Raw genomic sequence first — 26,713 nt, forward strand, 5'->3', positions numbered from 1 at the left:
TCTGTCCGGTCTAAACACTTGACCGGGCGATCCAGTACTCTGGGACGGCGCGGCTAGAACCGAAAAGCCGCGGCGTACTGGATGCCCCGGTCAAGCCGGGGCATGACAGCTTTCTTTGGGTTTTCGAACCGCCCGCCCCCGCTAAACTTGCCAAAATCCCCCGCTTGATTGTGATCGGCTTCCGCCCAAATCCCGTGTAAGATTCCCGCACCGCACAAACCTGACACGAAAGCCCCGATGGCCAACGCTTTCTTCTCCGACCTGCTCACCACCATCTCCGAGCGTGGCCGCACGCTGCTTCGCCGCGGGGATTCTGCCGACACCAAGCCGGACGCCGATGGATTGATCGAGCTCTGCGGCGCGCTGCTGTCGGGTCGGGGCGAAGCGTCGGGCACCGCCATGGCGCGTGAGGTGCTCGACATCTACCAGGACCTGGATGCGGCGGGACGTCGCGCCTTTTTCGAAGCACTGGTGCGCGATTTCGGTCCGGATCGGGAACGCCTGTCCAAGGCGATCGAGACATGGCGCGCCAAGCCGGCCGACGAGGATGCCAGCGCCTTGCACTTCGCCTCCGAGCCGCGCCGTCAGGAGCTGATCCGCCGCCTCAACCGCGCGCCCGGCGGCACCGGCGATCTCGTCAAGATGCGCGCCGACCTGCTCGACATGATGAACGGGCACGCCGATCTCGCCGCACTCGATCGCGACGTTTCGCATCTTCTCTCGTCATGGTTCAACAGGGGGTTTCTCGTGCTGCGCAGGATCGACTGGTCGACCCCGGCCAACATCCTCGAAAAGATCATCCGTTATGAAGCCGTACACGAGATCAGCGACTGGGACGATCTGCGCCGCCGCATCGATCCGGTCGACCGTCGCTGCTACGCCTTCTTCCATCCCGCGATGGTCGACGAGCCCCTGATCTTCGTCGAGGTGGCGCTGACGGAGACGATCCCCGGCGCGATCGCGCCGCTGCTCGCGGTCGACCGCCCCTCCGTCCCGATCGAGCGCGCCCGCACCGCCGTGTTCTACTCGATCTCCAACACCCAGCGCGGTCTCGGCGGCATCTCTTTCGGCAGCTTCCTGATCAAGCAGGTGGTGGAGGAGCTGCGCCGCGAATTGCCCAAGCTCGACAATTTCGTGACGCTGTCGCCGGTGCCGGGCTTCATGCCATGGGTGAAGCAGGACAAGGATTTGCCGCTGTCGGACGAGGACCGCGAGATCCTGAAGCGCCTCGACGATCCCAAATGGTTCGAGAACCCCGAGACCACGACACTGCTACGTGGCGTGATCGAACCCCTTGCGGCGCACTACTTCCTCAAGGCACGCACGCCGAAAGGCAAGCTGATCGATTCCGTCGCGCGCTTCCATCTCGGCAACGGCGCCCGCCTCGAGCGCATCAATTGGTTAGGCGATCTCTCGCCCAAGGGCGTGCGCGAGTCCGCCGGCGTGATGGTCAACTATCTCTACCGCCTCGACGACATCGAGAAGAACCACGAAGCTTATGCGAATGACGGCGAGGTGGTGGCCTCGAGCGCGGTGAAGAAGCTGCTGAAGGGCGAAGGGCGGCGGCTGCTGGACATGCGGCTGTCGTAGCGACATTCGGCTCACGGCACATCGTCAAGGCGAACCCAGCCGACGACGCTCTCTCCGCCGACATTGCGAGGAGCTCTGCGACGAAGCAATCCAGACTGCCTCCGCGGAAAGATTCTGGATTGTTTCGCTGCGCTCGCAATGACGGAGATTGTGGCGACACCTCGCGCAATCCCAGCAATTCGCCCGCAGCAGCCGAAGCGCCCGTCGAAGCGCTCCCCTCTCGCCACCGTCATTGCGAGGAGCCCTTGCGACGAAGCAATCCAGACTGCTCCCGTGGAAACACTCTGGATTGCTTCGCTGCGCTCGCAATGACGGAGTGTGTGGCGCGGCCGTCGCGCCCCTCGCGTTGCGCTACTCCGCCAGCGCCTTCATCTCCTTGTAGAGATCCGATTTGCCTTCGAAGCCGATGCCCGGGAGATCGGGCATGGTGATGTGGCCGTTCTCGACGCGGACGCCGTCGGGGAAGCCGCCGTAGGGCTGGAACAAATCGGGGTAGCTCTCGTTGCCGCCGAGGCCTAAGCCGGCTGCGATGTTGAGCGACATCTGGTGACCGCCGTGCGGGATGCAGCGGCTCGGCGACCAGCCATGGGTTTTCAACACTTCAAGGGTGCGCTGGTATTCGCATAGGCCGTAGGACAGCGCGCAATCGAATTGCAGCCAGTCGCGGTCCGGGCGCATGCCGCCGTAGCGGATCAAATTGCGGGCGTCCTGGTGACTGAACAGGTTTTCGCCGGTCGCCATCGGTCCCGGATAGAATTCGGCGAGGGCTGCCTGCAGCGCGTAGTCGAGGGGGTCGCCGACTTCCTCGTACCAGAACAAGGGATAATCCCGCAGCATCTTGGCGTAGGCGATTCCGGTCTCGAGATCGAAGCGGCCGTTGGCATCGACGGCGAGCTGCGCGTCGTTGCCGATCTCTTTCAGCACCGCCTCGATGCGGGTGCGATCGTCCTCGATATCGGCGCCGCCGATCTTCATCTTCACGACGTTGTAGCCGCGATCGAGATAGCCGCGCATCTCGCCGCGCAGCATCGAGAGGTCCTTGCCCGGATAATAATAGCCGCCGGCGGCGTAGACGAACACGCGCGGATTGGCTTTGACGCCGTGACGCTCAGCCAGCAGGCGGAAAAGCGGTTTCCCTGCGATCTTCGCCACGGCATCCCACACCGCCATGTCGATGGTGCCGACCGCGACGGAGCGCTCGCCGTGGCCGCCCGGCTTCTCGTTGGTCATCATCGCACCCCAGACCTTGTCGGGGTCGAGATTGTCGCCGGCCGCATTCAGCAGCGATTTCGGATCGGCCTCCAGGATGCGCGAGGCAAAGCGCTCGCGGATCAGGCCGCCCTGCCCGTAGCGGCCGTTGGAGTTGAAGCCGTAGCCGACGACGCGCTTGCCGTCGCGCACGACGTCGGTGACGACCGCAACCAGGCTCGTCGTCATCTTGGTGAAATCGATATAGGCGTTGCGGATCGGCGAAGAGATCGGTTTCGTGATCTCGCGGACGTCGACGATGCGGACGGACATGGGTTTGGCCTTTCACTTTCGTCATTGCGAACGAAGCTATCCGGCAGACCCTCACCCTGAGGAGCCTGCGAAGCAGGCGTCTCGAAGGGCGAGGCCACTGGCCGGGCCTTCATCCTTCGAGACGCGCGTTCCGCGCTCCTCAGGATGAGGGACTAAGAGTTGAGCTCGCTCCTCGCAGTGCCAGTACTTACTTCTTATCCCTGAAATACGGCTCGACCGGGCCGTGCACCTTGATCGTCAGCGGATTGCCGTGGCGGTCCTTGGCGTTGCCGGCGGTGACGCGGACCCAGCCTTCGCTGATGCAGTACTCCTCGACATTGGTCTTCTCGACGCCCTTGAAGCGGATGCCGACGTCGCGCGCCAAAATGTCCGCGTTGTAATAGGGGCTGCTCGGATCGACCGAGAGGCGGTCCGGAAATTCGTCGCTCATGATTGTCTCGCTCATAACAGGGTCTCGATTTGCTGCCGTAATCCTTCGGGCCGCGCGGTCGGCGCATAGCGCGAAACCACCTTGCCGGCGCGATCCACCAGGAATTTGGTGAAATTCCATTTGATGGAGGCGCCCAGCAGGCCGGATTGCTGGCGTTTCAGGTACTTATACAACGGATGCGCATTGCTGCCGTTGACGTCGATCTTCTCGAACAGGGGAAAGGTGACGTCGTAGTTGGTCGAGCAGAACGCCTGGATCTCGCTCGCCGGCCCAGGCTCCTGCGCACCGAACTGGTTGCAGGGAAAGCCGAGCACCGAGAAGCCGCGCGGATTGAGATCGCGATGCAGATCCTCCAGCCCGCGATATTGCGGCGTGAAGCCGCATTTGCTCGCGGTGTTGACGATCAGCAGCACCTGCCCCTCGAAGCGGCGCATGGGCACTTCTTCGCCGAGAAGCGAGTTGGCCTTGAAGTCGTAGATCACGGACATCGCTAACCCACGGGATCGATTGGCGACGGCGGCACGCCGCCCGCCTCGATCGCCTCGCCTGCGAGCAGACAGAGATCCTCGCGATAGCGGCCGGACACGATGTGCACGCCGACCGGCGCCTTGCCGACGAGGCCGGTGGAGACCACGAGGCCCGGCAGGCCCATGAAGGGAGTGGCGATCTGCGGCAGTTGCGCTTCCCAGACCCGCTTAAAGGATTCCTCGTCCTTGCGGTCGAGATGATCCGGGAACGGCAGCTCGCCGGAGACCGGTGTCAGCAGCACGGCATAGGTCTCGAAGAACAGCATCCAGTCACGGGTCAGCGTGGCGCGGCGGGTCAATGCCTTGGCGTAATTCGCCTGGTCCATCGGCGTGACCCTGGCGCGGTTGCCGCGCAGGCACGCCAGCGCGCCGGGATCACCCTCACGCTCGGCCATCTCGAGCTGCGCCTCATAGCCGTCGCCGAGCCAGAGCTTGATCTGCCACTCGACCGCTTCGCGCATCGGCGGCGTGTTCTCGATCACATCGACCGTCCAGCCCGCACGCTCCAGGCGCTTGCCGGCATCGGTCACGGCTGCCTTCACCTCCGGTGTGGTCGCAAGGCCGTCCGGATTGAGACACAGCGCGGCGCGCTTCGGCCGCGCGGGGCCTTCCAGCGGCGCGGGCACGAACCAGGGATCGCGGATGTCGCGGGCCGACATGGCCGCGAGCGAAATCCTGATGTCGTTGACGGTGCGCGCCAGCGGCCCCGACACCGCCATGATCTGCGGCCCGATCGGACGCTCCGGCAGGGCCGGATTGAAGGCGGGGATGCGGCCGAGCGTCGGGCGCAGGCCATGCACGCCGCAGGCATAGGCGGGATAGCGGATCGAGCCCGCAATGTCGGTGCCATGGGCGATATGGCCGATGCCGGCCGCGACCGCCGAACCGGCGCCGCCGGACGAGCCGCCCGGCGTGAGCGAGGCATCGCGGGGGTTCTTGGTGTCGCCGTGGACCAGATTGGTGGTGAACCAGCGATAGGAGAAGGCCGGGCAATTGGTGCGCCCAAGCAGAACGGCGCCGGCTTTGCGGAAATTGGCGACCACCGGATTGTCCTCGCGCGCGATCAGGTCGCGCTGGAGCTTGAGGCCGTTGGTGGTGGCAAAGCCCTCCTGGTCGACATTGGCCTTGATGGTGACGGGCACGCCGGCGAGCGGGCCTGGGTCCTCGCCCCTGGCGATGGCGGCATCGACGGCGTCGGCCTGCTTGAGCACGTCCTCGGGCCGGTGGTCGATCACGGCGTTGAGCTGGGGATTGACGGCGTCGAGCCGGGCGAGGCCGGCCTGCGCGGCCTCCCTGGCGGAGACCTTTTTGGTTTTGACGAGGGTGGCGAGGTCGGCGGCCGACAGGCGCCAGAGATCTTGCATGGCTTGCTCCGTTTAACCGGCGTCTTTTAGCCCCGGGAACGCGGCAAAGCCATGCGGATTTCGCAGGGGCGAAGGGCGAGAGCCGGGTGACGCCTCATTCGCCGTCATTGCGAGCGAAGCGAAGCAATCCAGAGTGCCTCCGCGGAAGCAGTCTGGATTGCTTCAAGGGCTCCTCGCAATGACGGGGAAAGAGCGGCGGACCACTAATGCCGGGTGGCAGACTGGTCCGGGATGTCCAGCAATGCCTCGGTGAAGGGGAATTCGAGCACGATCTCGCCTTCGCGGTCGGTAACTTCGATCACGGCCTCAAGCAGGGCCGGCTGGGTGCCTTCCGATCTCAGCACCTCCAGAATCATCTGGCGGGCAACCTCCCAGGCACGGTCGGGATTGCGCAGATCCTCTCCCTCAGGATCCACGATCAGTTCGTTGCCGATACGCGTGTTGAAGAAATATCTGGGCATCACGAAGTTCCAGTTGGGTCGCCTGTACCGGATTGAAAGCTGCACTGCACTCACAACTGCTTTATCAGGACAGGGTTCGCGACCGAATGCGCCGAGCGCAGGGCCGCATCACCAGAAAGTACTGTTCCCCACGCTTTTTTCGCGGCGCAATATGCCCGTCCTCGGGAAAATTTCACTGGCGAACTTTTGTGCTCGCAGTAACTTAGCCCCGGGCGGATACGTCCGAAATCTCGAAAATGGAGAGCCGAAATGGCCTGGAAAGCCCCGAAGATCGTCGAAGTGCCCTGTGGCATGGAAATCAACATGTATGTGAGCGCTACCCGCAAGTAAGCGGTTGGTGAGTTCGCGTTCTGCGCAGGTGGATCTTTCGGTCACGATGCATGTCCGGAAGACAGGATTTGTGTTGGCGTGAGGTCCACCTCGCGACATTGCCTCCAGGAGACGGATCATGCTTCGCGTCGTCGTCCTGGGCTCCGCAGCCGGCGGCGGAGTGCCGCAATGGAATTGCGGCTGCGAGGGCTGCCGGACGGCCCGTGATAACGGCCAAGAGCTGCAACGGACCCAAGCCTCGGTCGCCTTCACTGGCGACGGCGAGCACTGGTTCTTGATCAACGCCTCCCCCGACCTCCGCCAGCAATTGAATGCGACGCCACAGCTGCATCCGAAGGCAGGCGCGCTGCGCCATACGCCGATCGCAGGCGTGATCCTGACCAACAGCGAAGTGGACGCGGTGGCAGGCCTGCTGTCGATGCGCGAGGGCTCGCCCTTCACGGTCTATGCGCATGAGAAGGTGCTGGCGATCCTGAAGGCCAACAGCATCTTCAACGTGCTGAACGAGAAGAACGTGCAGCGCCAGCCGGTCGGCATCAACGAGCCGTTCGAGCCGCGGCTGCCGGACGGGGCGCGCTCAGGACTTGAGGTGCTGCCCTTCGCCGTTTCGGGCAAATCGGCCTGGTACCTGGAAGGCAAGGCGCATCCGGGCGGCGACACCGGCGAGGGCGATACGCTGGGGCTGAAGATCACCGACAAAGCGACCGGCAAATGCTTCTACTTCATCGCCGCCTGCGCCGAGGTCACCGACGCGCTCAAGGCCGAGATCGACGGCGCTGCGCTGGTGTTCTTCGACGGCACGGTGTGGCAGGACGACGAGATGATCAAGGCTGGGCTTAGCCACAAGACCGGCAAGAGCATGGGCCATGTCGCGATGTCCGGCGACCACGGCGCCATCGCGCGGCTCGCCGACCTCACACTCGACAGGAAGATATTTCTGCATATCAATAACTCGAACCCGGCGCTGCTGCCCGCTTCCCCCGAGCGCAAGGCCGCTGAAGCGGCGGGCTGGCAGATACCCGCCGACGGAACGGAGATCGTGCTGTGAATGCCGCGTCACTGACTGGAATGACCGCGCTCTCGGTCGGCAAGGACATCAGGCTCAACTCGGCCGAGGAGCTGGAGGCGGCGCTGCGCCATATCGGGGCGACGCGCTATCACAGCCTGCATCCGTTTCATAAGCTCCTGCACGGCGGCAAGCTGAACAAGGGTCAGGTCCAGGCCTGGGCGCTGAACCGCTACTATTATCAGAGCACCATCCCGATCAAGGACGCGGTGGTGATCTCGCGCTTCCGCGACCGCGCCACGCGGCTGGAATGGCGCCACCGCATCGAGGATCATGACGGCGATATCGGCTCCGAAGGCGGTATCGAGCGCTGGCTGAAGCTGACCGACGGCCTCGGGCTGGACACGGCTTATGTGGAATCGACCGAGGGCATCCTGCCCGCGACGCGCTTCGCGGTCGAAGCCTATGTCCACTATTGCCGCGAGAAGTCGCCGCTGGAGGCAATCGCCTCCTCGCTCACCGAATTGTTCGCGCCGAACCTGCACGAAGAGCGCATTGCCGGCATGCTGGAGCACTATGACTTCGTCAATCCTGACACCATGAGCTACTTCAAACGCCGGCTGGCACAGGCGCCGCGCGATGCCGGCTTTGCGCTCGACTATGTCAAGGCGCATGCCACCACGCCCGAGCAACGCGCGTCGGTCTGCAACGCACTGATCTTCAAGACCAGCGTGCTGTGGGTGCAGCTCGACGCGCTCCAGCACGCCTATGTCGAGGGCCACATTCCGCCGGGCGCATTCGTGCCCCAAGAACACCAAAAAGCGAGCTGAGGAACAATGGCCGGGCCGCGCAACATCAGCGTCAGCGAGACCAGCCGGCCGGTGCTGCCGCGGCACGCCAAGCTGAAATATGACGAGACGCGAAAAGTCTGGGTGATCCTGGCGCCCGAACGCGTACTGGCGCCGGACGAGATCGCGGTCGAGGTCTTGCAGCTCTGCGACGGCGAGCGCAATGTCGGCGACATGTCCGACCAGCTCGCGGCAAAATACGCCGCGCCGCGCGAGGCGATCCTGGCCGACGTCATCGTCATGCTGCAGGATCTCGCCGACAAGGGCTTTCTCACGGAGGCCCGGGAGAAGACGTCATGAGCGATGTGCTCGGCAATCCCACCATTCCGCCCGACGCCAGTGACAGCCTCGCGGTGCTGGAGAAGAGCCGCTCGACGGCGGAGACGTTCGGCATTCCGCTCGCCGTGCTGCTCGAGATCACCCACCGCTGCCCGCTGCAATGCCCCTATTGCTCCAACCCGGTCGAGCTCGACCGCTCGGGCAAGGAGCTGACCACCGAGGAATGGAAGAAGGTGCTGAGCGAGCTCGCCGAGATCGGCGTGCTCCAGGTGCATTTCTCCGGCGGCGAACCGACCGCGCGCAAGGATCTCGTCGAGCTGGTCAAGCATGCCAGCGACGTCGGCCTCTACACCAACCTCATCACCTCGGCCGTGCTGCTGACGCGCGAGCGGCTGAGCGAGCTGGCCGATGCCGGGCTCTGCCACGTGCAGATCAGCTTCCAGGGCGTTGAAGAAGGCTTGGCCGATCGCGTTGGCGGTTACAGAGGCGGGCACCGCAAGAAGCTCGAAGTGGCAAAATGGACGCGCGAGCTGGACCTGCCGCTCACCGTGAACGCGGTGATGCACCGGCAGAACCTGCATCAACTGCCTGATATCGTCCAGATGTCGGTCGATCTCGACGCCGACCGGCTCGAGGTCGCCAATGTCCAATATTACGGCTGGGCGCTGAAGAACCGCGCCGCGCTGATGCCGACGGTGGCGCAGCTCGACGAGTGCACCCGCATCGTCGAGGAGGCGCGCGAGCGACTGAAGGGCCGGCTCACGATCGACTATGTCGTGCCCGATTATTACGCGCTGCGGCCGAAGAAGTGCATGGGCGGCTGGGGCCGGCAGTTCTTCAACATTTCGCCGGCCGGCAAGGTGCTGCCCTGCCACGCCGCCGAGAGCATCACCGGGCTCGACTTCGAATCGGTACGCTCCAACCATTCGATCGCCTGGATCTGGCAGAACTCGGACGCCTTCAACCGCTATCGCGGCACCGGCTGGATGAAGGAGCCGTGCAAGAGTTGCGAATTCCGCGAGATCGATTTCGGCGGCTGCCGCTGCCAGGCCTTTGCGCTGACCGGTGACGCTGCCAACACCGATCCGGCCTGTGCGCTGTCGCCACTGCACGAGACCATCTTCAAGCAGGCCGAGCGCGAGGCCGAGGGCGAAACCAACCGCTTCGTCTATCGCAATTTCGCCGGTGGCACTCTGGAATCCGGGAATGATGCCTGACGCCGACGCGGCCAGCTCAGTCAAGCGCGCCGATCCTTTTGCGCCGCTGACCTCCGAAACGCTCGACGTCGGCGACGGCCACGAGCTCTATGTCGAGAGCGTCGGCCGCGCCGACGGAATCCCCGCGGTCTATCTGCATGGCGGCCCCGGTAGCGGCTGCCAGCCCGACCACCGCCGGCTGTTTGATCCCGACCGTTTCCATGCCGTGCTGTTCGACCAGCGCGGCTGCGGCCGCAGCCGGCCGAAGGGATCGCGCCAGCACAACACCACGCAGCATCTGATCGCGGACATGGAAAAAATCCGCGAGAAATTCGGGGTCGCGCGCTGGATGGTGGTCGGCGGCTCCTGGGGCGCGACGCTGGCGCTGGCTTATGCGCAGGCGCATCCCGCGCGCGTCTCCGGGATTGCGCTCCGCGCGACGTTTCTCGGCACGCGTGCTGAAGTCGAGATCGCCTTCACCTCGCGCCTGTCGCAATTCTACCCCGCGCTCTACGAGGATTTTCTGAGCGTGCTGCCGCTCGAGGAGCGCGCGCGGCCGGTGGAAGCCTACTATCGCCGCATCCTCGATGCCGATCCGGCCGTGCATGGCCCGGCATCGCGCGCCTGGTACGATACCGAGCGCGCCTTGTCGGAACACAAGGCGGCCAAGACCCGGCTGGACCTGGCGTCGCTGAACGTCTGGCGCACATTGCCGGCGACGCCCTTCATGGAGGCGCATTATTTCATTCACGACAGCTTCATGACGGAGAACCAGTTGTTGCGGAACGCCGGCAAGCTCGACGGCATTCCCGGCATCATCGTCCAGGGCCGCTATGATCTGTTGTGCCCTCCCGAGACATCGCAGCGGCTAGCGAAAGCGTGGCCGGGTTCCGAGATTCGCATCGTGGAAGAAGCCGGCCATTCGCTCTATGATACCGGCGTGCGGGACGCGGTCATGAAGTCGATCGCGGATATCGCCTCGAAGATCTCGCGCTAGAGATCCAAAACCCTCATCCTGAGGAGCGCGCCCTTCGCGCGCGTCTCGAAGGATGAAGGCCGATATGCAGCAGCGGGGCCTTCATGGTTCGAGACGCGCGAAGACGCGCTCCTCACCATGAGGGTCAGTAAAGAAGGACAAGAAAATGCCACTCGCTGGTAAAGGCATGCTGCTGACGTCGATGAACATCGACGTTTCAGATGAAGCCGATTTCAATCGCTGGTACGATCGCGAGCATCTGGAAGAGCGCGTCGCGATCGAGGGATTCCTCGAGGCGCGGCGCTATCTCGCGCACGCCGCAAATCCCAAATATCTCTCGCTGTATTCGACCGCGACGCTCGACGTGCTCGATAGTCCCGCCTACCGGGCGCGGCTCGCCAATCAGACCGAATGGTCGCGGCGGAGCATGGCGCATTTCAAGGACATGCTCCGCGTGGTCGCCCGCATCACGATCAGCAACGGTACCGGACGCGGCGCGGCGCTCGGCCTCGTGCGGCTGCGACCGACGCCGGACAATGCGGCCGCGTGGCGTGACGCACTGCAAGAACGGCTGGCGCCGGAAAAGCACGACGGCATCATCTCCATGCATCTGCTCGAAAGCGAACCGGAATTGTCGGGCGCGACCGCGGACATTCCGGCAGTGCGCAACGAAGGCGCACGCGACTGGTTCGTGCTGATCGACGGCACGCATGTCGGCGCGGTCTCGGCCGTGATCGCCGCGCGCTTCACCGGCCCTGCCGCCTCGCCATTCCCGCTTCCCGTGTCGGTCGGCACCTACAGCCTGATGTGGGACCTCGCGAAGAGCGACATCGCGAGCAACTAAGACGCATCGCAACATGTTGCACCGCCGCATACTGCGCGCGGCAATTAATGATGTGCGCGCTGGGCTCCCATGAAAGCCGGTGATCACCCAAATTTGCCGTTGTACTTCGGACCGGTTCTAATAAGCTAACCCAATGACGTCATTCAGAAACCAGATCGCCGCGCGTTAGCGTTCGCCAAGCTCAAGAAAAGGCCGCCGGGTCTTTGAGCCTGCGCGGACAGGGTAGGAATGAAACCGACCGACATTGCGGCCCCCGACTACTTTCACAAAGTGGTCGATTGCCAATGGGCCTGTCCTGCGCACACCCCCGTTCCCGAATACATCCGACTGATCGCCCAAGGCCGCTACAGCGACGCCTATATGATCAACTGGAAATCGAACGTGTTTCCCGGAATTCTGGGACGCACCTGCGATCGTCCATGCGAGCCGGCGTGCCGCCGCGGACGCGTCGAGGAGACCCCGGTCGCGATCTGCCGCCTGAAGCGCGTCGCCGCCGACTTCAAGGACGACATCACCCAACGCCTGCCGCGGCCCTCGGCCAAGAACGGCAAGCGCGTCGCCTTCGTCGGTGGCGGTCCCGCTTCGCTGACGGTGGCCCGCGATCTCGCGCCGCTCGGCTATCACTGCACCGTGTTCGACGCCGATGCCCAAGCCGGCGGCATGATGCGCTCGCAGATCCCGAAATTCCGCCTGCCGGATTCGGTCATCGACGAGGAGACCGGCTACATCCTGGGTCTCGGCGTCGACTTCAAGGGCGGCCATCGCATCGAGAGCATGAAGGCGCTGCTCGCGGAGAAGTACGACGCAATCTTCGTCGGCTCCGGCGCACCGCGCGGCCGCGAGCTCGACATCCCCGGACGCAAGGAAGCAGCCGCCAACGTCCATATCGGCATCGACTGGCTGTCCTCGGTCTCGTTCGGCCATACCGACAAGATCGGCAAGCGCGTCATCGTGCTCGGCGGCGGCAACACCGCGATGGATTGCTGCCGTACCGCGCGCCGGCTCGGCGGCGAAGAGGTGAAGGTCGTCGTGCGCTCCGGCTTCGAGGAAATGAAGGCCTCGGCCTGGGAGAAGGAAGACGCGCTCCACGAGGACATCCCGATCCTCAACTTCCTCGTGCCCACAGCCTTCGTCCACGACAATGGCAAGCTCACCGGCATCACCTTCCAGAAAGTGAAGGCCGAATACGACGCCAAGGGCCGACGCAACCTCGTGCCCTCGGGCGAGCCGGACCAAACCATCGAATGCGATGACGTGCTGGTCGCGGTCGGCCAGGAGAACGCCTTCCCCTGGATCGAGCAGGACTGCGGCATCGAGTTCGACAAATGGCACATGCCCAAGGTCGATCCGAAGACGTTCGTATCCACCAATCCAAAAGTGTTCTTCGGCGGCGACGCCGCGTTCGGGCCGAAGAACATCATCTGGGCGGTGGCGCAGGGCCATGACGCCGCGCTGTCGATCCACAAGATGCTCTCGGGCGAGGACGTCACCGAGCGTCCATTGCCGGAGGTGCACATCTCCTCGCAGAAGATGGGCATCCACGAATGGAGCTATGACAACGACATCTCCAACGACAAGCGCTACAAGGTGCCGCATCGCGACAAGGTGATCGCGCTGAAGGACATCCGCACCGAGGTCGAGCTCGGCTACGACGTCAAGCTGGCGCTCGGCGAGGCCGAGCGCTGCCTGAACTGCGACGTCCAGACCGTGTTCTCCACCTCGCTCTGCATCGAGTGCGATGCCTGCGTCGACATCTGTCCGATGGACTGCATCACCTTCACTGATAACGGCGAGGAAGGCGATCTCCGTCAGCGCCTGAAAGCACCCTCGCTGCATCCGGACCAGGATCTCTACGTGTCCAGCGACCTCAAGACCGGTCGCGTGATGGTCAAGGACGAGGACGTCTGCCTGCATTGCGGGCTGTGCGCCGAGCGCTGTCCCACCGGCGCCTGGGACATGCAGAAATATTTGATCGAGATGACTCACGCAGGTTCAGCATGTCCGACAAAAAGCCGATCAGCAGCGTAAACGACTTCGTGGTCCGCTTCGCCAACGTCAACGGATCGGGCTCGGCCAGCGCCAACGAGATGTTTGCGCGCGCGATCCTGCGTCATGGCGTTCCGGTGAGCCCCCGTAACATCTTCCCCTCCAACATCCAGGGGCTGCCGACCTGGTACGAGGTGCGGGTGACCGAAGACGGCCATCTCGGCGCCCGCGGCGGCGTCGACATGATGGTGGCAATGAACCCGCAGACCTGGGATAAGGACGTCGCAGGCATCGAGCCCGGCGGCTATCTGTTCTATGATTCCACCAAGCCGATGCCGTCGACGAAATTCCGCGACGACATCACCGTGATCGGCGTTCCCCTGACCGCGATCACCAACTCGACCTATACCGATCCGCGCCAGCGCCAGCTGTTCAAGAACATCATCTATCTCGGGGCGCTCTCGGCGCTGCTCGATATGGACCCGAAGCTGATCGAGCAGCTGATCGGCGAGCAGTACAAGGGCAAGGAGAAGCTCTTGTCCTCCAACGTCCACGCGCTGCATCTCGGCCGCGACTGGGCGCTGCAAAACCTGAAATGTCCGACCGGGCTGCGGGTGAAGAAGTCCGATAAGGTCGGCGACCGCATCTTCATCGAGGGCAACAGCGCCGCCGCGCTCGGCGCCGTCTATGGCGGCGCCACGGTGTGCGCCTGGTATCCGATCACGCCGTCCTCGTCCGTTGCCGAGGCTTTCACCGCCCACTGCAAGAAGTACCGGCACGATCCGGAAACCGGCAAGGCGAAATACGCCATCGTGCAGGGCGAGGACGAGCTCGCTTCGATCGGCATCGTGATCGGCGCCTCCTGGAACGGCGCGCGCGCCTTCACCGCAACCTCCGGCCCCGGCATCTCGCTGATGACCGAGTTCATCGGCCTGTCATATTTCGCCGAAATCCCGGCCGTGATCATGAACATCCAGCGCGCCGGTCCCTCGACCGGCATGCCGACCCGGACCCAGCAATGCGACATCATCGCCTGCGCCTATGCTTCGCATGGCGACACCAAGCATGTGCTGCTGTTCCCTGAGGATCCCGCCGAGGCGTTCGAGTTCGCGGCCGCGGCCTTCGATCTCGCCGAGCGGCTCCAGACCACCATCTTCCTGATGCTCGACCTCGACATCGGCATGAACCACCGGCTCTGCCGTCCCTTGAAGTGGGACGACGCCAAGCAATATGACCGCGGCAAGGTGATGACTTCGGAGATGCTGGAGGAAGGCCGCGACTTCGGCCGCTATCTCGACGTCGACGGCGACGGCATCCCCTACCGAACCTATCCCGGCACGCATCCGACCAAGGGCTCATATTTTACCCGCGGCACGTCGCGCGACCGCTATGCGCGTTACTCCGAAGAAGGCTCGGTCTACGCCGACAACATGCAGCGGCTGATGCGCAAGTTCGAGACCGCGCAGGATTTGGTGCCGCGGCCGCTTCAGGCTAATGCGGAACGGCCGACCAAATACGGCGTGATCTATTTCGGTTCGACTACGCCGGCGATGGACGAGGCGATCGGATTGTTGGAGGCACGAGGCCATCAGCTCGATCGCCTGCGCATCCGCGCCTTCCCGTTCCACTCCAGCGTGGCGAGCTTCCTCGCCGAGCACGATTTCGTCTACGTAGTCGAGCAGAACCGCGACAGCCAGCTGCGCCAGCTCATCGTCAACGAAAACGGCATCGACCCGGTGCGGCTGGTGCCGATCGTGCACTACGACGGCTCGCCGATCACCGCCCGCTTCATCGCAAAAGCCATTGGCGACCACCAGGATCACCTCAAGGTGACCCCGCTCCGCAAGGCCGTGTCATGATGGTAAGGCGCAGGCATCGGATGCAATCACCTCTCCCCGCGTGCGGGGAGAGGTCGGATTGCGCAGCAATCCGGGTGAGGAGGACTCACCACGAGTCGAGCTCGTCGAAAGAGCCCCTCACCCCGACCCTCTCCCCGCGAAGAGCGGGGAGAGGGAGCAGAGAGAGACGGTCATGACCTACATCGCAAAGCCGAAATTCCACCATCCCGGGCTGAAGAAGAACGAGCTCGGCTACACCCATCGCGACTACGAAGGCAAGATCTCGACGCTGTGCGCCGGCTGCGGCCACGATTCGATCACGGCCTCGATCATCGAGGCCTGCTATGAGCTTTCGATCGAGCCGCACCGGGTTGCGAAGATCTCGGGCATCGGCTGCTCGTCGAAGACGCCGGACTATTTCCTCGGCAATTCGCACGGCTTCAACTCCGTGCACGGCCGCATGCCCAGCGTGCTGACCGGCGCCAATCTCGCCAATCGCGACCTGATCTATCTAGGTGTCTCCGGCGACGGCGATTCCGCCTCGATCGGCTTCGGCCAGTTCGCCCATTCGATCCGGCGCGGGGTGAACATGACCTATATCGTCGAGAACAACGGCGTCTACGGCCTGACCAAGGGCCAGTTCTCGGCGACCGCCGACCGCGGCTCGAAGTCCAAGAAGGGCGTCACCAACACCGACAACGCCATCGACCTCGTCGCCATCGCGCTGCAGTTGGGGGCGACTTTCGTCGCGCGCTCGTTCTCCGGCGACAAGACCCAGCTCGTGCCGCTGATCGCGGCCGCGATCCGCCACAAGGGCGCGTCGTTCATCGACGTCATCAGCCCCTGCATCGCCTTCAACAATCACGCCGGCTCGACCAAGAGCTTCGACTATGTTCGCGAGCACAATGACGCGGTGAACCGGCTCGACGTGCTGGTCGGCCGCGATCCGATTGCGGTGGATTACGCACCGGGCACGGTGCAAATGGTCGAGCAGCATGACGGCAGCAGGATCGCGCTGCGCAAGATCGATGCCGACTACGATCCGCATGACCGGCTCGGCGCCCAGACCTTCCTGCAAAAGCACGCCGCAAAGGGACAGATCGTCACGGGGCTGCTCTACGTCGATCCCGACGCGGAAGATCTGCACGAGCATCTCAACACGGTCGAGACGCCGCTCAACACGCTGGAAGCGGACACGCTCTGCCCGGGCTCGGCGATGCTGGACAAGTTCAACGCCAGCCTGCGGTGATCGCTACCGCGCCGCAGCCGGCTGCCGGACGCGTATGGTGATCTTCTCCGACACGATGGGCGGCTCGAACGGATAGTGCTTGGCATCGCCCAGCACGAGTTGGAGCGTATGCGTCCCGGGCGGAAGCTCGAGCAGCGTTTCGGTCTGCCCTGCCCCGAAATGCAGATGCGACTTGTCCTGCAGGATCGGCTCCTTGGGATCGATGGGGTCGTTGACGTCGATCAGCAAATGATGATGACCGGCGTTCTGATACTCGTCGCCGGCATGGGTCACTCCCATGTTGCGCAAGCCGAACCGGACCCAGAATCCGCCGCGGACCTTCTGCCCGTCATGCGGGGTGATGAAATAGAGCTTGGCGTCCTTGGGCGCTGCCTTGCCCTGCGAAAAGGCCACCCCCGGGAGCAATGCGAGCGCCGCCGCCAGCGCGACGCAACGAAGGATCTGCATCAAACCAACTCCTCCACTCAAGGGCTGAGCGCCACGCGGAATCCGTGCGTCGGATAACGAACGTTGGTGTCGTAGCCATCGCGGTTGGACGGCCGCACATATCTCGAATCGTTCTTCCAGGAGCCCGAGCGCAGGACATGAGCGCTGCATTCCCCGCTGCTCCATGCCGAGCCGTCACCGGGCGCGCCCTGATAGGTCTTGTGCCAGCAGTCCTCGACCCACTGATCGACCCCGCCGCCCATGTCGTGGAGCCCGAACGGATTAGGCCTGAAGCTGCCGACCTTCATCGGTTGCTCGGCCGCGAGATCACCGCAATCCTTGCAACCGGCCATGCCCGGCTGCAGCTTGTCGCCCCACCAATATTTGGTCTGCGTTCCGCCCCGCGCGGCATATTCCCATTCGGCTTCGCTCGGAAGCCGATAAGTCTTCTTCGTCGCCTGAGCGAGATAGGCCGCATATTGCTGCGCGTCGGTCCAGCTCACATTGCTGACCGGCGCATCGTCCTTGCCGATCGCCGTGAAGCCGCACGCCTTTGCAGCAGCGCACTCGTTCCATTCCTGCACGGTGACCGGATATTTTCCGATCGAGAACGGCTTGACCGTCACCTGATGGACAGGACGCTCGGTCGGGTCGTCATTGCTTCCCATCGCAAAGCTGCCGCCGCGAATGGCGACCATCTCGGGTTCGCGGACGGGAATGGCCGATTGACTTGCCGATTGACTCGGCGCGGGAGCGGGCGACGGAGATGACGAAGCCGACGAGGGAGAAGGCTGCGGCGTCTGCGGCGCTGCTTCGCGCGACGGAGGCTGCGGGCTCGGTGATGCGGCAGGCGAAGCGGTGGGAGAAGCGGTGGGCCCGGTGGCCTGCTGGCTCACCCTGCCCGGTGTCTGAGCCAGCAGATACCACAGCACACCGGCGGCAATCACCGACAGCGTGATACCCAGGAGAAAGATCAGAGTATTCTCGCGCCGCCCCCGCGTCCTGCCGACCGCGTCTGCATCCGGCAGCACTTTATAGACGCGCACGGGATCGGTGATGTTCTTGACCTTGCGGTCCCCGAGCGACTCGTAACCGCACACGACCTTGTGCTTGATCTGCTCGTAGATCGCGCCGGAGATAAAGACCTGGCCTGGCTCGGCGATGCCCTCGATGCGCGTGGCGATGTTGACGCCGTCGCCGTAGACGTCGTCCGGCTCCACGATGACATCACCGAGATTGACGCCAATCCGGTACTCGATCCGAGTGTCCTTCGGAAGCGAGGCGTTGCGGCCGATGAGATTCTGCTGGATGACGATGCTGCATCGGACGGCCTCGACCGGACTGTCGAAAATCGCGATGAAGCCGTCGCCCGTCGTCTTCACCAGACTTCCATTGTGCTCGACGATGCTGGGCTGGATGAGATCCCGCTCGATCCGCTTGACGCGGACGTGCGTGCCCTCCTCGTCGGCCTGCATCAGGCGGCTGTAGGAAGCGATGTCACCGACAATGATGGCCGCGAGGCGACGAGGCATAGGCCCGTGCGAAGGCGGCTCGTCATTCCCGGATCTGAAGTTGCGAATTTCGCCCATTGCGGGGACTCCACAAACTTACAAAGGCAGACCCCAACCTACGACTGCCAAAGGCGATCGTCTGTGAAGGCTATCACATCGACGAAATCGGGCAATGTCCGTGGGGATCGCAGGAGTCGAGTTCCGAAAGGCGAAGACGTTACATCGAATGAACCTTTATGACCCCACCGATGACTAACGCCCCGCGTGGAACTAATCACCTCGCTCCGCCCTGCGATGCTCGTGTCATTGATGTGCGAACCATGAACGCGTCGCACCGGGTTCGCGTCTAAAGTACAGCTCAGTTGCTGCACGCGAGGCCATCATGAAGTCTTTTCTCGTTGCTGCCGTCTTCCTTGCCGCGCTCGGCGGCGCCGCTCAGGCCGAGGAGGCCGACGATATCCGTGAGGCCAGCAAGGCCGAAGCCGAGACCTTCAACGCGCGCATGTATGCGGGCGCACCCGGCAACAAGGCCTATGCCTGCTTCGTGCGGCGCTACGATGCCGAGCACCTGGCGCGTCATCCGAAGCAGAAGGTCGCCGCGATGAAGCTGCTGATCTCGGCGGAGATGGACACGGAAGACAAGCAGCTCCACAACTCCTTCCGCCTCGGCTTCAGATATCGTCACCGCTCCGGCGATTTCGATTCCAGCGGCTCCTGTCATCACGCCGTGTTCACCAAGGACGGCAACGAAATCCGCCTCGGTTGCGGCGTCGACTGCGAGGGCGGCGGCATCGGCGTCGCGCTCTCGAAGGACGACAAATCGGCGATCGTGCGGCTGGCGCGGGTCAGGGTCTGGCAGAACAACAAGCCGGATGAGGATGCCGAACTGTCACTGGTCGCCGGCGCCGACGACGGGATTTTCCGCCTGGATCGAACGGACAATAAGGAATGCGCCTCGCTCGTGACCGACCGCAAGGAACTCGCCGCGCTCCGCCACAAATGATATGTCTCCGGCGCAATCGAGGAGATCGTCATGAACCGCCGGAACATGTTGTGGAGCGCCATCTCAGGCCTGGGCGCAGCGCTTGGCGCCTCCAGCGCGAACGCCGCGACGGACGCCGGCGCGGGCAACAAGCTGAAGGTGGTGTATCATTTGAGCGATGCCGAGAAGGTCAATTTCGTCCTTGGCAACATCCAGAACCACATCGAGGGCGTCGGCGGCCCCGAGCATGTGACGATCGCACTGGTGATCCACGGGCCGGCGCTGAAGGCGTTTCACTCGGCGCAGGCCAACCCTGACATCAGCAAGCGCGTCGGCGATTTCTCCAAGGATGGCGTCGAGCTTGCCGCCTGCGGCAACACGATGAAGGCGCAGAACGTCACGCTTACGGATCTCTTGCCGGGCTTCGTCAGCGCGGAGAAGGGCGGCGTGGTCCGTTTGGCCGAGCTCCAGTCGCAGGGCTATCTCTATCTGCGGCCGTAGGTAGCAGCGAAAGTGGTGGGCTCCCTCCCCCGCTTGCGGGGGAGGGTCGGGGAGAGGGTGTCTCAGCAATCGAGAACCCCCAAGTGGAGAGAGCCCTCACCCGGCGCTGCGCGCCGACCTCTCCCGCAAAGCAAGCGGGAGAGGTAAGAGGAGTTTGCGGGATCGCTTCCACACCACTTCCCCACTTGACACATCCATAACTCCACGGTTATGAATATACCCATAACTTACAGGTTATGGATTACATGCCCGCCGCCGCTCACGACCTTCTGTTCAGGACGCTCGCCGACCCCACCCGTCGGGCGATCTTCGAGCGATTGTGCCGCGAGGGCGAACAGACGGTCGGGGCCCTGACGGCACTGTCGGGCGTGTCCCAGCCGGCGGTCTCAAAACATCTCGGCGCGCTGAAGCAGGCTGGCCTCGTGCGCGACCGGCATCAAGGACGGCAGACGCATTACAGCGCCCAGCCCGGCGCGCTCAATCCGCTGATCGACTGGACCAGCCAGATGGCCGGATTCTGGCAGAACCGGCTCGACGCGCTCGACGATCTCCTGAAGAGGATGGACCAATGAACGAATCCGCGACCGAAACCCGATCTGTCGTCGTCGAGCGCGAATTTGCCTTTCCGGCAGAGCGGATCTGGCGCGCGCTGACGCAGCCGCATCTGATCGAGGAATGGCTGATGAAGAACGACTTCAAGCCGAACGTGGGCCACCGCTTCAACCTTCGCGGCGAATGGGGCGGCGTGCTGGACTGCGAAGTCCTCACCATCGAGCCGCAGAAGACGCTCGCCTACACCTGGAATTTCTCGCACGAGGACGCGGCGTTCGATCTCAAGAGCGTCGTGACCTTCACGCTGACGCCGACGGGCGCAGGCACTCATCTGCGTGTCGAGCAAGCGGGCTTCAGCCCGGCGCAGAAGCAGGCATTTGGCGGCGCGCATGCCGGCTGGAAGCAGTTTCTCACCAAGCTGGACGAGCTGCTGGCCAAGGCAGACTAGCTCGGCCGCCGGCCTTCATTTCGATCATCTCAAGAGGAGGTTTCATTGACCGGAAATATGTGGATTCGACAGATCCATCGCTGGCTGTCGATTGCTTTCACGCTGGCCGTCATCGCCAACATCGTCGCCCTGACGATGCAAGTCCAGGCGACGTGGATCGGCTTGCTCGCCTTCGTCCCATTGATCCCGTTGCTTGCGACCGGGCTCTACATGTTCGCGCTGCCATATCTCGGCCGCGGCCGCGGCGCCCGACAAGAGGCGTGAGCATGAAGAAGGCCGTGACCGCGAAAACCAGCAGCGCGATGAAGACGAATGGCACTTCGCCATCCAGGATGATCGACGGCAGGATCAAGGAGCTCGGCGACTGGCGCGGCGACATGCTCGGGCGAATCCGCGGCCTGATCAAGGAGGCCGACCCTGATGTCGTCGAGGAATGGAAGTGGCGCGGCGTTCCGGTGTGGGAGCACGACGGCATCATCTGCACCGGCGAGACCTACAAGGCCGTGGTGAAGATGACCTTTGCCAAGGGCGCCGCGCTGGACGATCCCGCCGGCCTGTTCAACTCGAGCCTCGACGGCAACGTGCGCCGCGCGATCGATATTCGCGAAGGCGACAAGATCAACGAGAAGGCGTTGAAGGCGCTGATCCGCGCAGCCGTGGAGCTGAATGCGTCGAAAGCCAAGAAGAAGCCGGCGAAGAAGCGATCGACTTAGAGCACGATTGATTCACGTTGATCGCTTTAGCAGCCGCGGACTGGCTGCAACCTCTCCCGCTTGCGGGAGAGGTCGGCGCGTAGCGCCGGGTGAGGGCTCTATCCTCTGGGGGAATCCCGCTGCGGAGACACCCTCTCCCCACCCCTCCCCCGCAAGCGGGGGAGGGAGCGCAGCTCCCTGGCAGAAGCCACAAGGCTAATCTCGTCGCGCTCCGGAAGCTGCCCCGCCCTCACGCCACCGCCGAGATCGGCCGCGGGCTCACGACGTATTCGCGCAGCACCTTGTCGTTGGAATCGACCTCGATCAGTGCGACATCGTAGGTCCAGAGATCGGCGAGATGCTGGAGCACGCGCTTGGCGTCGGTCTCGTTGAGCTGCGCGCCCTTGATGACATGGTGATGCAGGATCAGCCGCCGGTCGCCGGAGAGATCGACGTCGACCACCTCGATATTCGCGTCGATGTAGCCGACATCGTGCTGCCGTGCCAGCTCGCGCCGGACACGGCGGAAGCCGCGCTCGTCGTGAATGGCGTCGACCCGGATGCCGGCGCGCTCCTCGGGATCGTCATGCAGGTGGAACATGCGGAGATGCCGCATCAGCTTCGGACTCAGGAACTGGGCGATAAAACTCTCGTCGCGGTAATTGGCCCAGACGTCGCGCAGCACGCCCATCACGTCGTTCTTGCCGGCGATGTCCGGGAACCACTCGCGGTCCTCGTCTTCCGGCCGGGTGACGATGCGCTCGATGTCCTGCATCATGGCGAAGCCGAGCGCATAGGGATTGAAGCCGGAAAAGCGCTGGTCGTCGAATTCGGGCTGGAACACGACGTTGGTGTGCGACTGCAGGAATTCGAGAAAATTGCCGTCGCTGATGCGGCCCTGCTGATGCAGCTTGGTCATGATGCGATAGTGGACGTAGGTCGCCGTCCCCTCGTTCATCACCTTGGTCTGGCTCTGCGGATAGAAATATTGCGCGATGTGGCGAACGATGCGCAACAGCTCGCGCTGCCATGGCGCCAGCCGGGGCGCGCTCTTCTCGAGGAAATACAGCAGGTTTTCCTGCGGCAGGCCGAGCAGCTTGCGGCGCCGTTCGACGCTGAGCGCGGACCGGGTCTTGCTCTTTCCCGCCGGCACGGTGCGCCAGAGGTCGTTGAAGACCTCCTCCTCATGCTGGCGGCGGCGCCCTGCCCGCTTCTCTTCGGCGCGGAGATCGAGCTTCTTCTTGCCGGGATAGCGGTCGATCCCATGCGACATCAGCGCATGCGCGGCATCGAGGGTGCGCTCGACCTCGACGCGGCCGTAGCGATCCTCGCATTGCATGACGTAGTTCTTGGCGAAATCCAGATAGTCCAGGATGCCGTCGGCGTCGGTCCACTGCTTGAAAAGATAGTTGTTCTTGAAGAAGTGGTTGTGGCCGAAGGCGGCGTGCGCGATCACCAGGGTCTGCATCGTCGCCGTGTTCTCCTCCATCAGGTAGGAGATGCAAGGCGAGGAGTTGATCACGATCTCATAGGCAAGTCCCATCAGGCCCTTGCGGTATGAGGCCTCGTGATATGCGAAGTGCTTTCCGAATGACCAGTGCTTGTAGAACAGCGGCATGCCGACCGACGAATAGGCGTCCAGCATCTGCTCGGCGGTGATGACTTCGATCTGGTTCGGATAGACGTCGAGCCCGAGATCTTTCGTCGCCACCTCCTCGCAGGCATCCGTGATGCGCTGCAAGGTGTGAAAATCCCAATCGGCGCCTTCGAACAAGCGTTCTGTCATGGAGCGGCTTTCTCCTGGGCAGTGTCGCGGCGCTGAAACAGATCGTGGAAGACCGGAAAAATCTCGCTGCGCTCGCTGACCTTGCGCATCGAGAGCGGTGCGCCGCTGTTGCGCAGGCGCTCGTAGAGAGTCCAGAGCGAGGAGTCGGACAGATCGAAAGCGCTGCCGCCGGACTCGCCGACCTCGAGATAGGCAAAGAACTGGCAGACCGGCAGGATCTTGTCGGTCAGCAGCATGCCCGCGAGCTCGCCGTCGGAATAGGAATTGTCGCCGTCGGAGGCTTGGGCGGCGTAGATATTCCAGTCCGACGGGCTGAAGCGTTCGCGCACGATCTCGTGCATCGCCTGCAGCGCGCTGGAGACCAGCGTGCCGCCGGAAGCCGGGCCGTAGAAGAAGGTCTGCTCGTCCACCTCCTCGGCGCGATCGGTGTGGCGGATGAAGACGATGTCGACATGCTTGTAGCGGCGCTTCAGGAACACGTAGAGCAGCATGTAGAAGCGCTTGGCGAGATCCTTCATGTGCTCGGACATCGAGCCCGACACGTCCATCAGGCAGAACATCACGGCCTGGGCAACGGGCTTGGGCACCGTCTCGAAGCGGCGGTAGCGGATATCGAGCGGATCGATGAAGGGAATGCGCTTGGACTTCGCCTTCAGTTTTTCGAGCTGGGCCATCAGCACCAGACGCTCGTCCTCGTCCGCGCAGGCGGCGATGGCGGCTTCCAGCTCTTCGATCTCCTCCTTGCTGGGACGCTTGAGCGCGATACGGCGCGCCAGTGCGCGCCGAACCGTCCGGCTCACCGAGATGTTGGATGGCGAGCCCGACGTGGTGTAGCCGGCGCGCTGGATGCCCTCGCTCTCGGTGTGCGCGATCTTGCGCTTGGCAAGGTCGGGCAATTCGAGATCGTCGAGAAAGAGATCGACGAATTCGTCGCGGCTGAGCACGAAACGGAAGGCGTCCTCGCTGTCGCCTTCGCCCGGTCCGGAATCCTTGGCGCTGCCCTGGCCCGAGCGCTGGAGGTAGTCGCCCTCGATGAACTTCTTGTTCCCGGGCAACACCATGTCGCGCGTTCCGCCGTCGCGGCGGAAACGCGGCTCATGCATGCCGTCGAGCGGAATGGTGACCTCGCCACCCTCCAGGACGTCCTTGATGTCGCGTTCCTGCGAGGTCTTCTTGACGGCGCCCTGCACCAGGGATTTGGCCCGACGCAAGAACCGCTGCCGGTTCTCGAGACTCTTGCCGCCAGGATTCAGGCGCCTGTCAATAATGTGAATCGGCACTTTTCCATCCGCCTCAACCGGCCTGCTTCACGCGCATGTACCATTCGACGAGCCGGCGAACCTGACGCTCGGTGTAGCCGCGCTCCACCATGCGTGCGACGAACTCGCCGTGCTTCTTCTCCGTCTCGCCGTCCTTCTTCGACCCGAAGGAGATGACCGGAAGCAGGTCCTCGACCTGGGAGAATATCCGCTTTTCGATCACATCGCGAATCTTCTCGTAGGAGATCCAGGTCGGATTCTTGCCGCCGTTCTGGGCGCGCGACCGTAACGAGAATTTGACCACCTCGTTGCGGAAATCCTTCGGATTGGCGATGCCCGCCGGCTTCTCGATCTTGGTCAGCTCCTGGTTCAAAAGCTCGCGATCCAACAGCTGGCCAGTGTCGGCGTCCTTGAAATCCTGGTCCTCGATCCAGGCATCGGCGTAGTCGACGTAGCGGTCGAACAGGTTCTGGCCGTAATCCGAGTAGGATTCGAGATAAGCCTTCTGGATCTCGTTGCCGATGAACTCGGCATAACGCGGTGCAAGGTCCGCCTTGATGAATTCGAGGTAGCGCTTCTCGACTTCCTCGGGCAGCTGCTCGCGCTTGATCGATTGCTCCAGCGCGTACATCAGATGCACGGCGTCGGCGGCGACTTCCTGCGGATCGTGGTTGAAGGTCGCAGCCAGGATCTTGAAGGCAAAGCGGGTGGAAACACCGTCCATGCCCTCGTCGACGCCGGCGGCATCGCGATATTCCTGGACGCTGCGCGCCTTCGGATCGGTCTCCTTCAGGCTCTCGCCGTCGTAGACCCTCATCTTGGCGTAGGTCGTGGAATTTTCGTGCTTGCGCAGGCGCGACATCACCGAGAACCGCGCCAGCGTTTCCAGCGTCGCGGGCGCGCAAGGCGCGGCCGCGAGCTCGGAGCCCTGGATCAGCTTCTCGTAGATCTTCTGCTCCTCCGTGATCCGCAGGCAGTACGGCACCTTGATCACGCAGATGCGGTCGATGAAGGCCTCGTTGTTCTTGTTGGCCTTGAAGCTCGACCACTCGGCTTCGTTGGAGTGCGCGAGGATGACGCCGGTGAACGGAATCGCGCCGATGTTCTCGGTGCCGATGTAGTTGCCTTCCTGCGTCGCGGTGAGCAGCGGATGCAGCATCTTGATCGGCGCCTTGAACATCTCGACGAACTCGAGCACGCCCTGGTTGGCGCGGTTGAGGCCGCCGGAATAGCTGTAAGCGTCGGGATCGTTCTGCGCGTAGGTTTCGAGCTTGCGGATGTCGACCTTGCCGACCAGAGAGGAGATGTCCTGGTTGTTCTCGTCACCCGGCTCGGTCTTGGCGATGCCGATCTGGCGCAGCCGCGACGGCTGGATTTTTGCGACACGAAACTGGGAAATGTCGCCGCCGAAGGCTTCCAGCCGCTTGTAGCACCACGGGCTCATCAGGCCGGTGAGACGGCGGCGCGGAATGCCGTATTTCTCTTCCAGCATCGGGCCGAGCTGATCCGGATCGAACAGGCTGAGCGGACTTTCGAACACGGGCGAGAGCTCGTCGCCAGCCTTGAGCACGTAGATCGGATGCACTTCCATCAGCGACTTCAGCCGCTCGGCGAGCGAGGATTTGCCGCCGCCGACCGGACCGAGCAGATACAGGATCTGCTTACGCTCTTCGAGGCCCTGCGCCGCGTGACGGAAGAAACCGACGATGCGCTCGATGGTTTCTTCCATGCCGTAGAAGCCGGCGAAGGCCGGATAGGTGCGGATCGTGCGGTTCAAAAAAATACGGCCAAGGCGTGGGTCCTTGGCCGTGTCAATCGTCTGGGGCTCACCGATCGCTGCTAGCAGTCGTTCGGCCGCGTTCGCGTATTTCATGGGATCGCTTCGACACGATTCCAGATATTCCGCCATCGACATGTCGTGTTGGCTTCTCGCCTCGAACGACTTAGCGAAAGCGTTGAATAGAGAATCGTTGTACATGATCCCTCTCCGCGTGAGTTCCGCTACACAATTGAACGAAAGCAGCGACCGGACCGTTCCTTAGCGCCACTCTCGAATCAGCGTGAGCACATGACGATCATTCGACACCCGGGCGCCTTCTCGGCGCAACGCA

27 protein-coding genes are annotated in these 26,713 nt (G+C 63.3%); 17 read left to right on the forward strand and 10 right to left on the reverse strand.

Annotated elements, in window-relative coordinates:
- The first annotated feature begins 237 nt into the window (after positions 1 to 237).
- Positions 238 to 1,590 carry a malonyl-CoA decarboxylase gene (locus tag FXB41_RS38755; RefSeq protein WP_007595642.1) on the forward strand — a complete coding sequence of 451 codons (1,353 nt, stop codon included), beginning with the start codon at positions 238 to 240 and terminating at the stop codon, positions 1,588 to 1,590.
- A gap of 351 nt (positions 1,591 to 1,941) precedes the next feature.
- On the opposite strand, the gene tarD is transcribed toward FXB41_RS38755, so the two are convergent.
- The 5 genes from tarD to FXB41_RS38780 all read right to left on the reverse strand — a co-directional run bounded on the left by tarD (position 1,942) and on the right by FXB41_RS38780 (position 5,893).
- On the reverse strand, positions 1,942 to 3,111 hold the full coding sequence (gene tarD, locus FXB41_RS38760; RefSeq protein WP_007595649.1) for a D(-)-tartrate dehydratase: 1,170 nt from the start codon (positions 3,109 to 3,111) through the stop codon (positions 1,942 to 1,944).
- A gap of 187 nt (positions 3,112 to 3,298) precedes the next feature.
- Positions 3,299 to 3,556: a DUF3297 family protein gene (locus tag FXB41_RS38765; protein WP_007595651.1), complete on the reverse strand. Its 258-nt coding sequence runs from the start codon at positions 3,554 to 3,556 to the stop codon at positions 3,299 to 3,301.
- Positions 3,553 to 4,029 (reverse strand): glutathione peroxidase, encoded by a 477-nt coding sequence (locus FXB41_RS38770; RefSeq protein WP_007595653.1) that lies wholly within the window; start codon positions 4,027 to 4,029, stop codon positions 3,553 to 3,555. Before FXB41_RS38770 ends, FXB41_RS38765 begins: the two co-directional genes overlap by 4 nt.
- A gap of 2 nt (positions 4,030 to 4,031) precedes the next feature.
- The gene (locus FXB41_RS38775) at positions 4,032 to 5,432 is read right to left on the reverse strand and encodes an amidase family protein (RefSeq protein WP_007595655.1); all 1,401 of its coding nucleotides are present in this window, start codon (positions 5,430 to 5,432) and stop codon (positions 4,032 to 4,034) included.
- A 203-nt stretch (positions 5,433 to 5,635) separates the two neighbouring features.
- Entirely contained in the window at positions 5,636 to 5,893 is a 258-nt protein-coding gene (locus FXB41_RS38780) for a DUF6894 family protein (protein WP_007595657.1), read from the reverse strand.
- Positions 5,894 to 6,142: 249 nt separating this feature from the next.
- Between FXB41_RS38780 and pqqA the strand changes: the two genes are divergently transcribed.
- From pqqA to FXB41_RS38830, 10 genes are all read left to right on the forward strand, one after another.
- Positions 6,143 to 6,223: a pyrroloquinoline quinone precursor peptide PqqA gene (gene pqqA, locus FXB41_RS38785; RefSeq protein WP_007595659.1), complete on the forward strand. Its 81-nt coding sequence runs from the start codon at positions 6,143 to 6,145 to the stop codon at positions 6,221 to 6,223.
- 118 nt (positions 6,224 to 6,341) lie between these two features.
- Entirely contained in the window at positions 6,342 to 7,271 is a 930-nt protein-coding gene (gene pqqB / locus FXB41_RS38790) for a pyrroloquinoline quinone biosynthesis protein PqqB (RefSeq protein WP_219685509.1), read from the forward strand.
- Positions 7,268 to 8,059 (forward strand): pyrroloquinoline-quinone synthase PqqC, encoded by a 792-nt coding sequence (pqqC, locus tag FXB41_RS38795; protein WP_219685510.1) that lies wholly within the window; start codon positions 7,268 to 7,270, stop codon positions 8,057 to 8,059. The genes pqqB and pqqC overlap by 4 nt, the downstream gene beginning before the upstream one ends.
- 6 nt (positions 8,060 to 8,065) lie before the next feature.
- Positions 8,066 to 8,377 carry a pyrroloquinoline quinone biosynthesis peptide chaperone PqqD gene (gene pqqD, locus FXB41_RS38800; protein ID WP_007595669.1) on the forward strand — a complete coding sequence of 104 codons (312 nt, stop codon included), beginning with the start codon at positions 8,066 to 8,068 and terminating at the stop codon, positions 8,375 to 8,377.
- Complete coding sequence (pqqE, locus tag FXB41_RS38805; RefSeq protein ID WP_219685511.1) at positions 8,374 to 9,573, forward strand: pyrroloquinoline quinone biosynthesis protein PqqE; 1,200 nt, start codon at positions 8,374 to 8,376, stop codon at positions 9,571 to 9,573. The genes pqqD and pqqE overlap by 4 nt, the downstream gene beginning before the upstream one ends.
- Positions 9,563 to 10,549 (forward strand): prolyl aminopeptidase, encoded by a 987-nt coding sequence (pip, locus tag FXB41_RS38810; RefSeq protein ID WP_219685512.1) that lies wholly within the window; start codon positions 9,563 to 9,565, stop codon positions 10,547 to 10,549. The genes pqqE and pip overlap by 11 nt, the downstream gene beginning before the upstream one ends.
- A 145-nt stretch (positions 10,550 to 10,694) precedes the next feature.
- A complete protein-coding gene (locus FXB41_RS38815; protein ID WP_219685513.1) occupies positions 10,695 to 11,372 on the forward strand; it encodes a DUF4286 family protein in 678 nt (225 codons plus the stop codon).
- A 228-nt stretch (positions 11,373 to 11,600) separates the two neighbouring features.
- The gene (locus FXB41_RS38820; RefSeq protein ID WP_219685514.1) at positions 11,601 to 13,400 is read left to right on the forward strand and encodes an FAD-dependent oxidoreductase; all 1,800 of its coding nucleotides are present in this window, start codon (positions 11,601 to 11,603) and stop codon (positions 13,398 to 13,400) included.
- On the forward strand, positions 13,370 to 15,217 hold the full coding sequence (locus FXB41_RS38825; protein ID WP_219685515.1) for a 2-oxoacid:acceptor oxidoreductase subunit alpha: 1,848 nt from the start codon (positions 13,370 to 13,372) through the stop codon (positions 15,215 to 15,217). Before FXB41_RS38820 ends, FXB41_RS38825 begins: the two co-directional genes overlap by 31 nt.
- Positions 15,218 to 15,389: 172 nt before the next feature.
- Positions 15,390 to 16,445, forward strand: a complete 1,056-nt coding sequence (locus tag FXB41_RS38830) for a 2-oxoacid:ferredoxin oxidoreductase subunit beta (RefSeq protein WP_007595686.1) — start codon at positions 15,390 to 15,392, stop codon at positions 16,443 to 16,445.
- 3 nt (positions 16,446 to 16,448) lie between these two features.
- Here the strand turns inward: FXB41_RS38830 and FXB41_RS38835 are convergent, their stop codons facing one another.
- Both FXB41_RS38835 and FXB41_RS38840 read right to left on the reverse strand, forming a co-directional pair.
- Positions 16,449 to 16,892, reverse strand: coding sequence for a DUF4399 domain-containing protein (locus FXB41_RS38835; protein WP_007595687.1), 444 nt, complete (start codon positions 16,890 to 16,892; stop codon positions 16,449 to 16,451).
- Positions 16,893 to 16,909: 17 nt separating this feature from the next.
- Positions 16,910 to 18,460: an SUMF1/EgtB/PvdO family nonheme iron enzyme gene (locus FXB41_RS38840; protein ID WP_219685516.1), complete on the reverse strand. Its 1,551-nt coding sequence runs from the start codon at positions 18,458 to 18,460 to the stop codon at positions 16,910 to 16,912.
- A gap of 304 nt (positions 18,461 to 18,764) precedes the next feature.
- Between FXB41_RS38840 and FXB41_RS38845 the strand changes: the two genes are divergently transcribed.
- The 6 genes from FXB41_RS38845 (at position 18,765) to FXB41_RS38870 (ending at position 21,578) form a co-directional block, all read left to right on the forward strand.
- Positions 18,765 to 19,385: a hypothetical protein gene (locus tag FXB41_RS38845; RefSeq protein WP_219685517.1), complete on the forward strand. Its 621-nt coding sequence runs from the start codon at positions 18,765 to 18,767 to the stop codon at positions 19,383 to 19,385.
- A gap of 30 nt (positions 19,386 to 19,415) precedes the next feature.
- Positions 19,416 to 19,865, forward strand: coding sequence for a DsrE family protein (locus FXB41_RS38850; protein WP_007595690.1), 450 nt, complete (start codon positions 19,416 to 19,418; stop codon positions 19,863 to 19,865).
- 245 nt (positions 19,866 to 20,110) lie between these two features.
- Positions 20,111 to 20,437 (forward strand): ArsR/SmtB family transcription factor, encoded by a 327-nt coding sequence (locus FXB41_RS38855; protein ID WP_007595691.1) that lies wholly within the window; start codon positions 20,111 to 20,113, stop codon positions 20,435 to 20,437.
- On the forward strand, positions 20,434 to 20,865 hold the full coding sequence (locus tag FXB41_RS38860) for an SRPBCC family protein (RefSeq protein ID WP_007595695.1): 432 nt from the start codon (positions 20,434 to 20,436) through the stop codon (positions 20,863 to 20,865). The genes FXB41_RS38855 and FXB41_RS38860 overlap by 4 nt, the downstream gene beginning before the upstream one ends.
- 45 nt (positions 20,866 to 20,910) lie before the next feature.
- Entirely contained in the window at positions 20,911 to 21,129 is a 219-nt protein-coding gene (locus FXB41_RS38865) for a hypothetical protein (protein ID WP_007595696.1), read from the forward strand.
- Positions 21,130 to 21,131: 2 nt separating this feature from the next.
- Entirely contained in the window at positions 21,132 to 21,578 is a 447-nt protein-coding gene (locus FXB41_RS38870; protein WP_219685518.1) for a DUF1801 domain-containing protein, read from the forward strand.
- A gap of 229 nt (positions 21,579 to 21,807) precedes the next feature.
- Here the strand turns inward: FXB41_RS38870 and FXB41_RS38875 are convergent, their stop codons facing one another.
- Genes FXB41_RS38875 through FXB41_RS38885 form a run of 3 tightly spaced genes read right to left on the reverse strand, consistent with a single transcriptional unit; the run spans position 21,808 to position 26,580 of the window.
- Positions 21,808 to 23,343: a SpoVR family protein gene (locus tag FXB41_RS38875; RefSeq protein ID WP_007595700.1), complete on the reverse strand. Its 1,536-nt coding sequence runs from the start codon at positions 23,341 to 23,343 to the stop codon at positions 21,808 to 21,810.
- Positions 23,340 to 24,617 carry a YeaH/YhbH family protein gene (locus tag FXB41_RS38880; RefSeq protein WP_198288307.1) on the reverse strand — a complete coding sequence of 426 codons (1,278 nt, stop codon included), beginning with the start codon at positions 24,615 to 24,617 and terminating at the stop codon, positions 23,340 to 23,342. Before FXB41_RS38880 ends, FXB41_RS38875 begins: the two co-directional genes overlap by 4 nt.
- A gap of 19 nt (positions 24,618 to 24,636) precedes the next feature.
- Positions 24,637 to 26,580, reverse strand: a complete 1,944-nt coding sequence (locus FXB41_RS38885) for a PrkA family serine protein kinase (protein ID WP_007595704.1) — start codon at positions 26,578 to 26,580, stop codon at positions 24,637 to 24,639.
- Between the last annotated feature and the right edge of the window lie 133 nt (positions 26,581 to 26,713).

The sequence above is a fragment of the Bradyrhizobium canariense genome, assembly GCF_019402665.1.
Lineage (GTDB): Bacteria > Pseudomonadota > Alphaproteobacteria > Rhizobiales > Xanthobacteraceae > Bradyrhizobium > Bradyrhizobium canariense.

Bases quoted from the DNA above. Each gene is read 5' to 3' on its own strand.
- FXB41_RS38755 (WP_007595642.1), top strand. From the start codon at position 238: ATGGCCAACGCTTTCTTCTCCGACCTGCTCACCACCATCTCCGAGCGT.
- tarD (WP_007595649.1), bottom strand. From the start codon at position 3,111: ATGTCCGTCCGCATCGTCGACGTCCGCGAGATCACGAAACCGATCTCT.
- FXB41_RS38765 (WP_007595651.1), bottom strand. From the start codon at position 3,556: ATGAGCGAGACAATCATGAGCGACGAATTTCCGGACCGCCTCTCGGTC.
- FXB41_RS38770 (WP_007595653.1), bottom strand. From the start codon at position 4,029: ATGTCCGTGATCTACGACTTCAAGGCCAACTCGCTTCTCGGCGAAGAA.
- FXB41_RS38775 (WP_007595655.1), bottom strand. From the start codon at position 5,432: ATGCAAGATCTCTGGCGCCTGTCGGCCGCCGACCTCGCCACCCTCGTC.
- FXB41_RS38780 (WP_007595657.1), bottom strand. From the start codon at position 5,893: ATGCCCAGATATTTCTTCAACACGCGTATCGGCAACGAACTGATCGTG.
- pqqA (WP_007595659.1), top strand. From the start codon at position 6,143: ATGGCCTGGAAAGCCCCGAAGATCGTCGAAGTGCCCTGTGGCATGGAA.
- pqqB (WP_219685509.1), top strand. From the start codon at position 6,342: ATGCTTCGCGTCGTCGTCCTGGGCTCCGCAGCCGGCGGCGGAGTGCCG.
- pqqD (WP_007595669.1), top strand. From the start codon at position 8,066: ATGGCCGGGCCGCGCAACATCAGCGTCAGCGAGACCAGCCGGCCGGTG.
- pqqE (WP_219685511.1), top strand. From the start codon at position 8,374: ATGAGCGATGTGCTCGGCAATCCCACCATTCCGCCCGACGCCAGTGAC.
- pip (WP_219685512.1), top strand. From the start codon at position 9,563: ATGATGCCTGACGCCGACGCGGCCAGCTCAGTCAAGCGCGCCGATCCT.
- FXB41_RS38815 (WP_219685513.1), top strand. From the start codon at position 10,695: ATGCCACTCGCTGGTAAAGGCATGCTGCTGACGTCGATGAACATCGAC.
- FXB41_RS38820 (WP_219685514.1), top strand. From the start codon at position 11,601: ATGAAACCGACCGACATTGCGGCCCCCGACTACTTTCACAAAGTGGTC.
- FXB41_RS38825 (WP_219685515.1), top strand. From the start codon at position 13,370: ATGTCCGACAAAAAGCCGATCAGCAGCGTAAACGACTTCGTGGTCCGC.
- FXB41_RS38830 (WP_007595686.1), top strand. From the start codon at position 15,390: ATGACCTACATCGCAAAGCCGAAATTCCACCATCCCGGGCTGAAGAAG.
- FXB41_RS38835 (WP_007595687.1), bottom strand. From the start codon at position 16,892: ATGCAGATCCTTCGTTGCGTCGCGCTGGCGGCGGCGCTCGCATTGCTC.
- FXB41_RS38840 (WP_219685516.1), bottom strand. From the start codon at position 18,460: ATGGGCGAAATTCGCAACTTCAGATCCGGGAATGACGAGCCGCCTTCG.
- FXB41_RS38845 (WP_219685517.1), top strand. From the start codon at position 18,765: ATGAAGTCTTTTCTCGTTGCTGCCGTCTTCCTTGCCGCGCTCGGCGGC.
- FXB41_RS38850 (WP_007595690.1), top strand. From the start codon at position 19,416: ATGAACCGCCGGAACATGTTGTGGAGCGCCATCTCAGGCCTGGGCGCA.
- FXB41_RS38855 (WP_007595691.1), top strand. From the start codon at position 20,111: ATGCCCGCCGCCGCTCACGACCTTCTGTTCAGGACGCTCGCCGACCCC.
- FXB41_RS38860 (WP_007595695.1), top strand. From the start codon at position 20,434: ATGAACGAATCCGCGACCGAAACCCGATCTGTCGTCGTCGAGCGCGAA.
- FXB41_RS38870 (WP_219685518.1), top strand. From the start codon at position 21,132: ATGAAGAAGGCCGTGACCGCGAAAACCAGCAGCGCGATGAAGACGAAT.
- FXB41_RS38875 (WP_007595700.1), bottom strand. From the start codon at position 23,343: ATGACAGAACGCTTGTTCGAAGGCGCCGATTGGGATTTTCACACCTTG.
- FXB41_RS38885 (WP_007595704.1), bottom strand. From the start codon at position 26,580: ATGTACAACGATTCTCTATTCAACGCTTTCGCTAAGTCGTTCGAGGCG.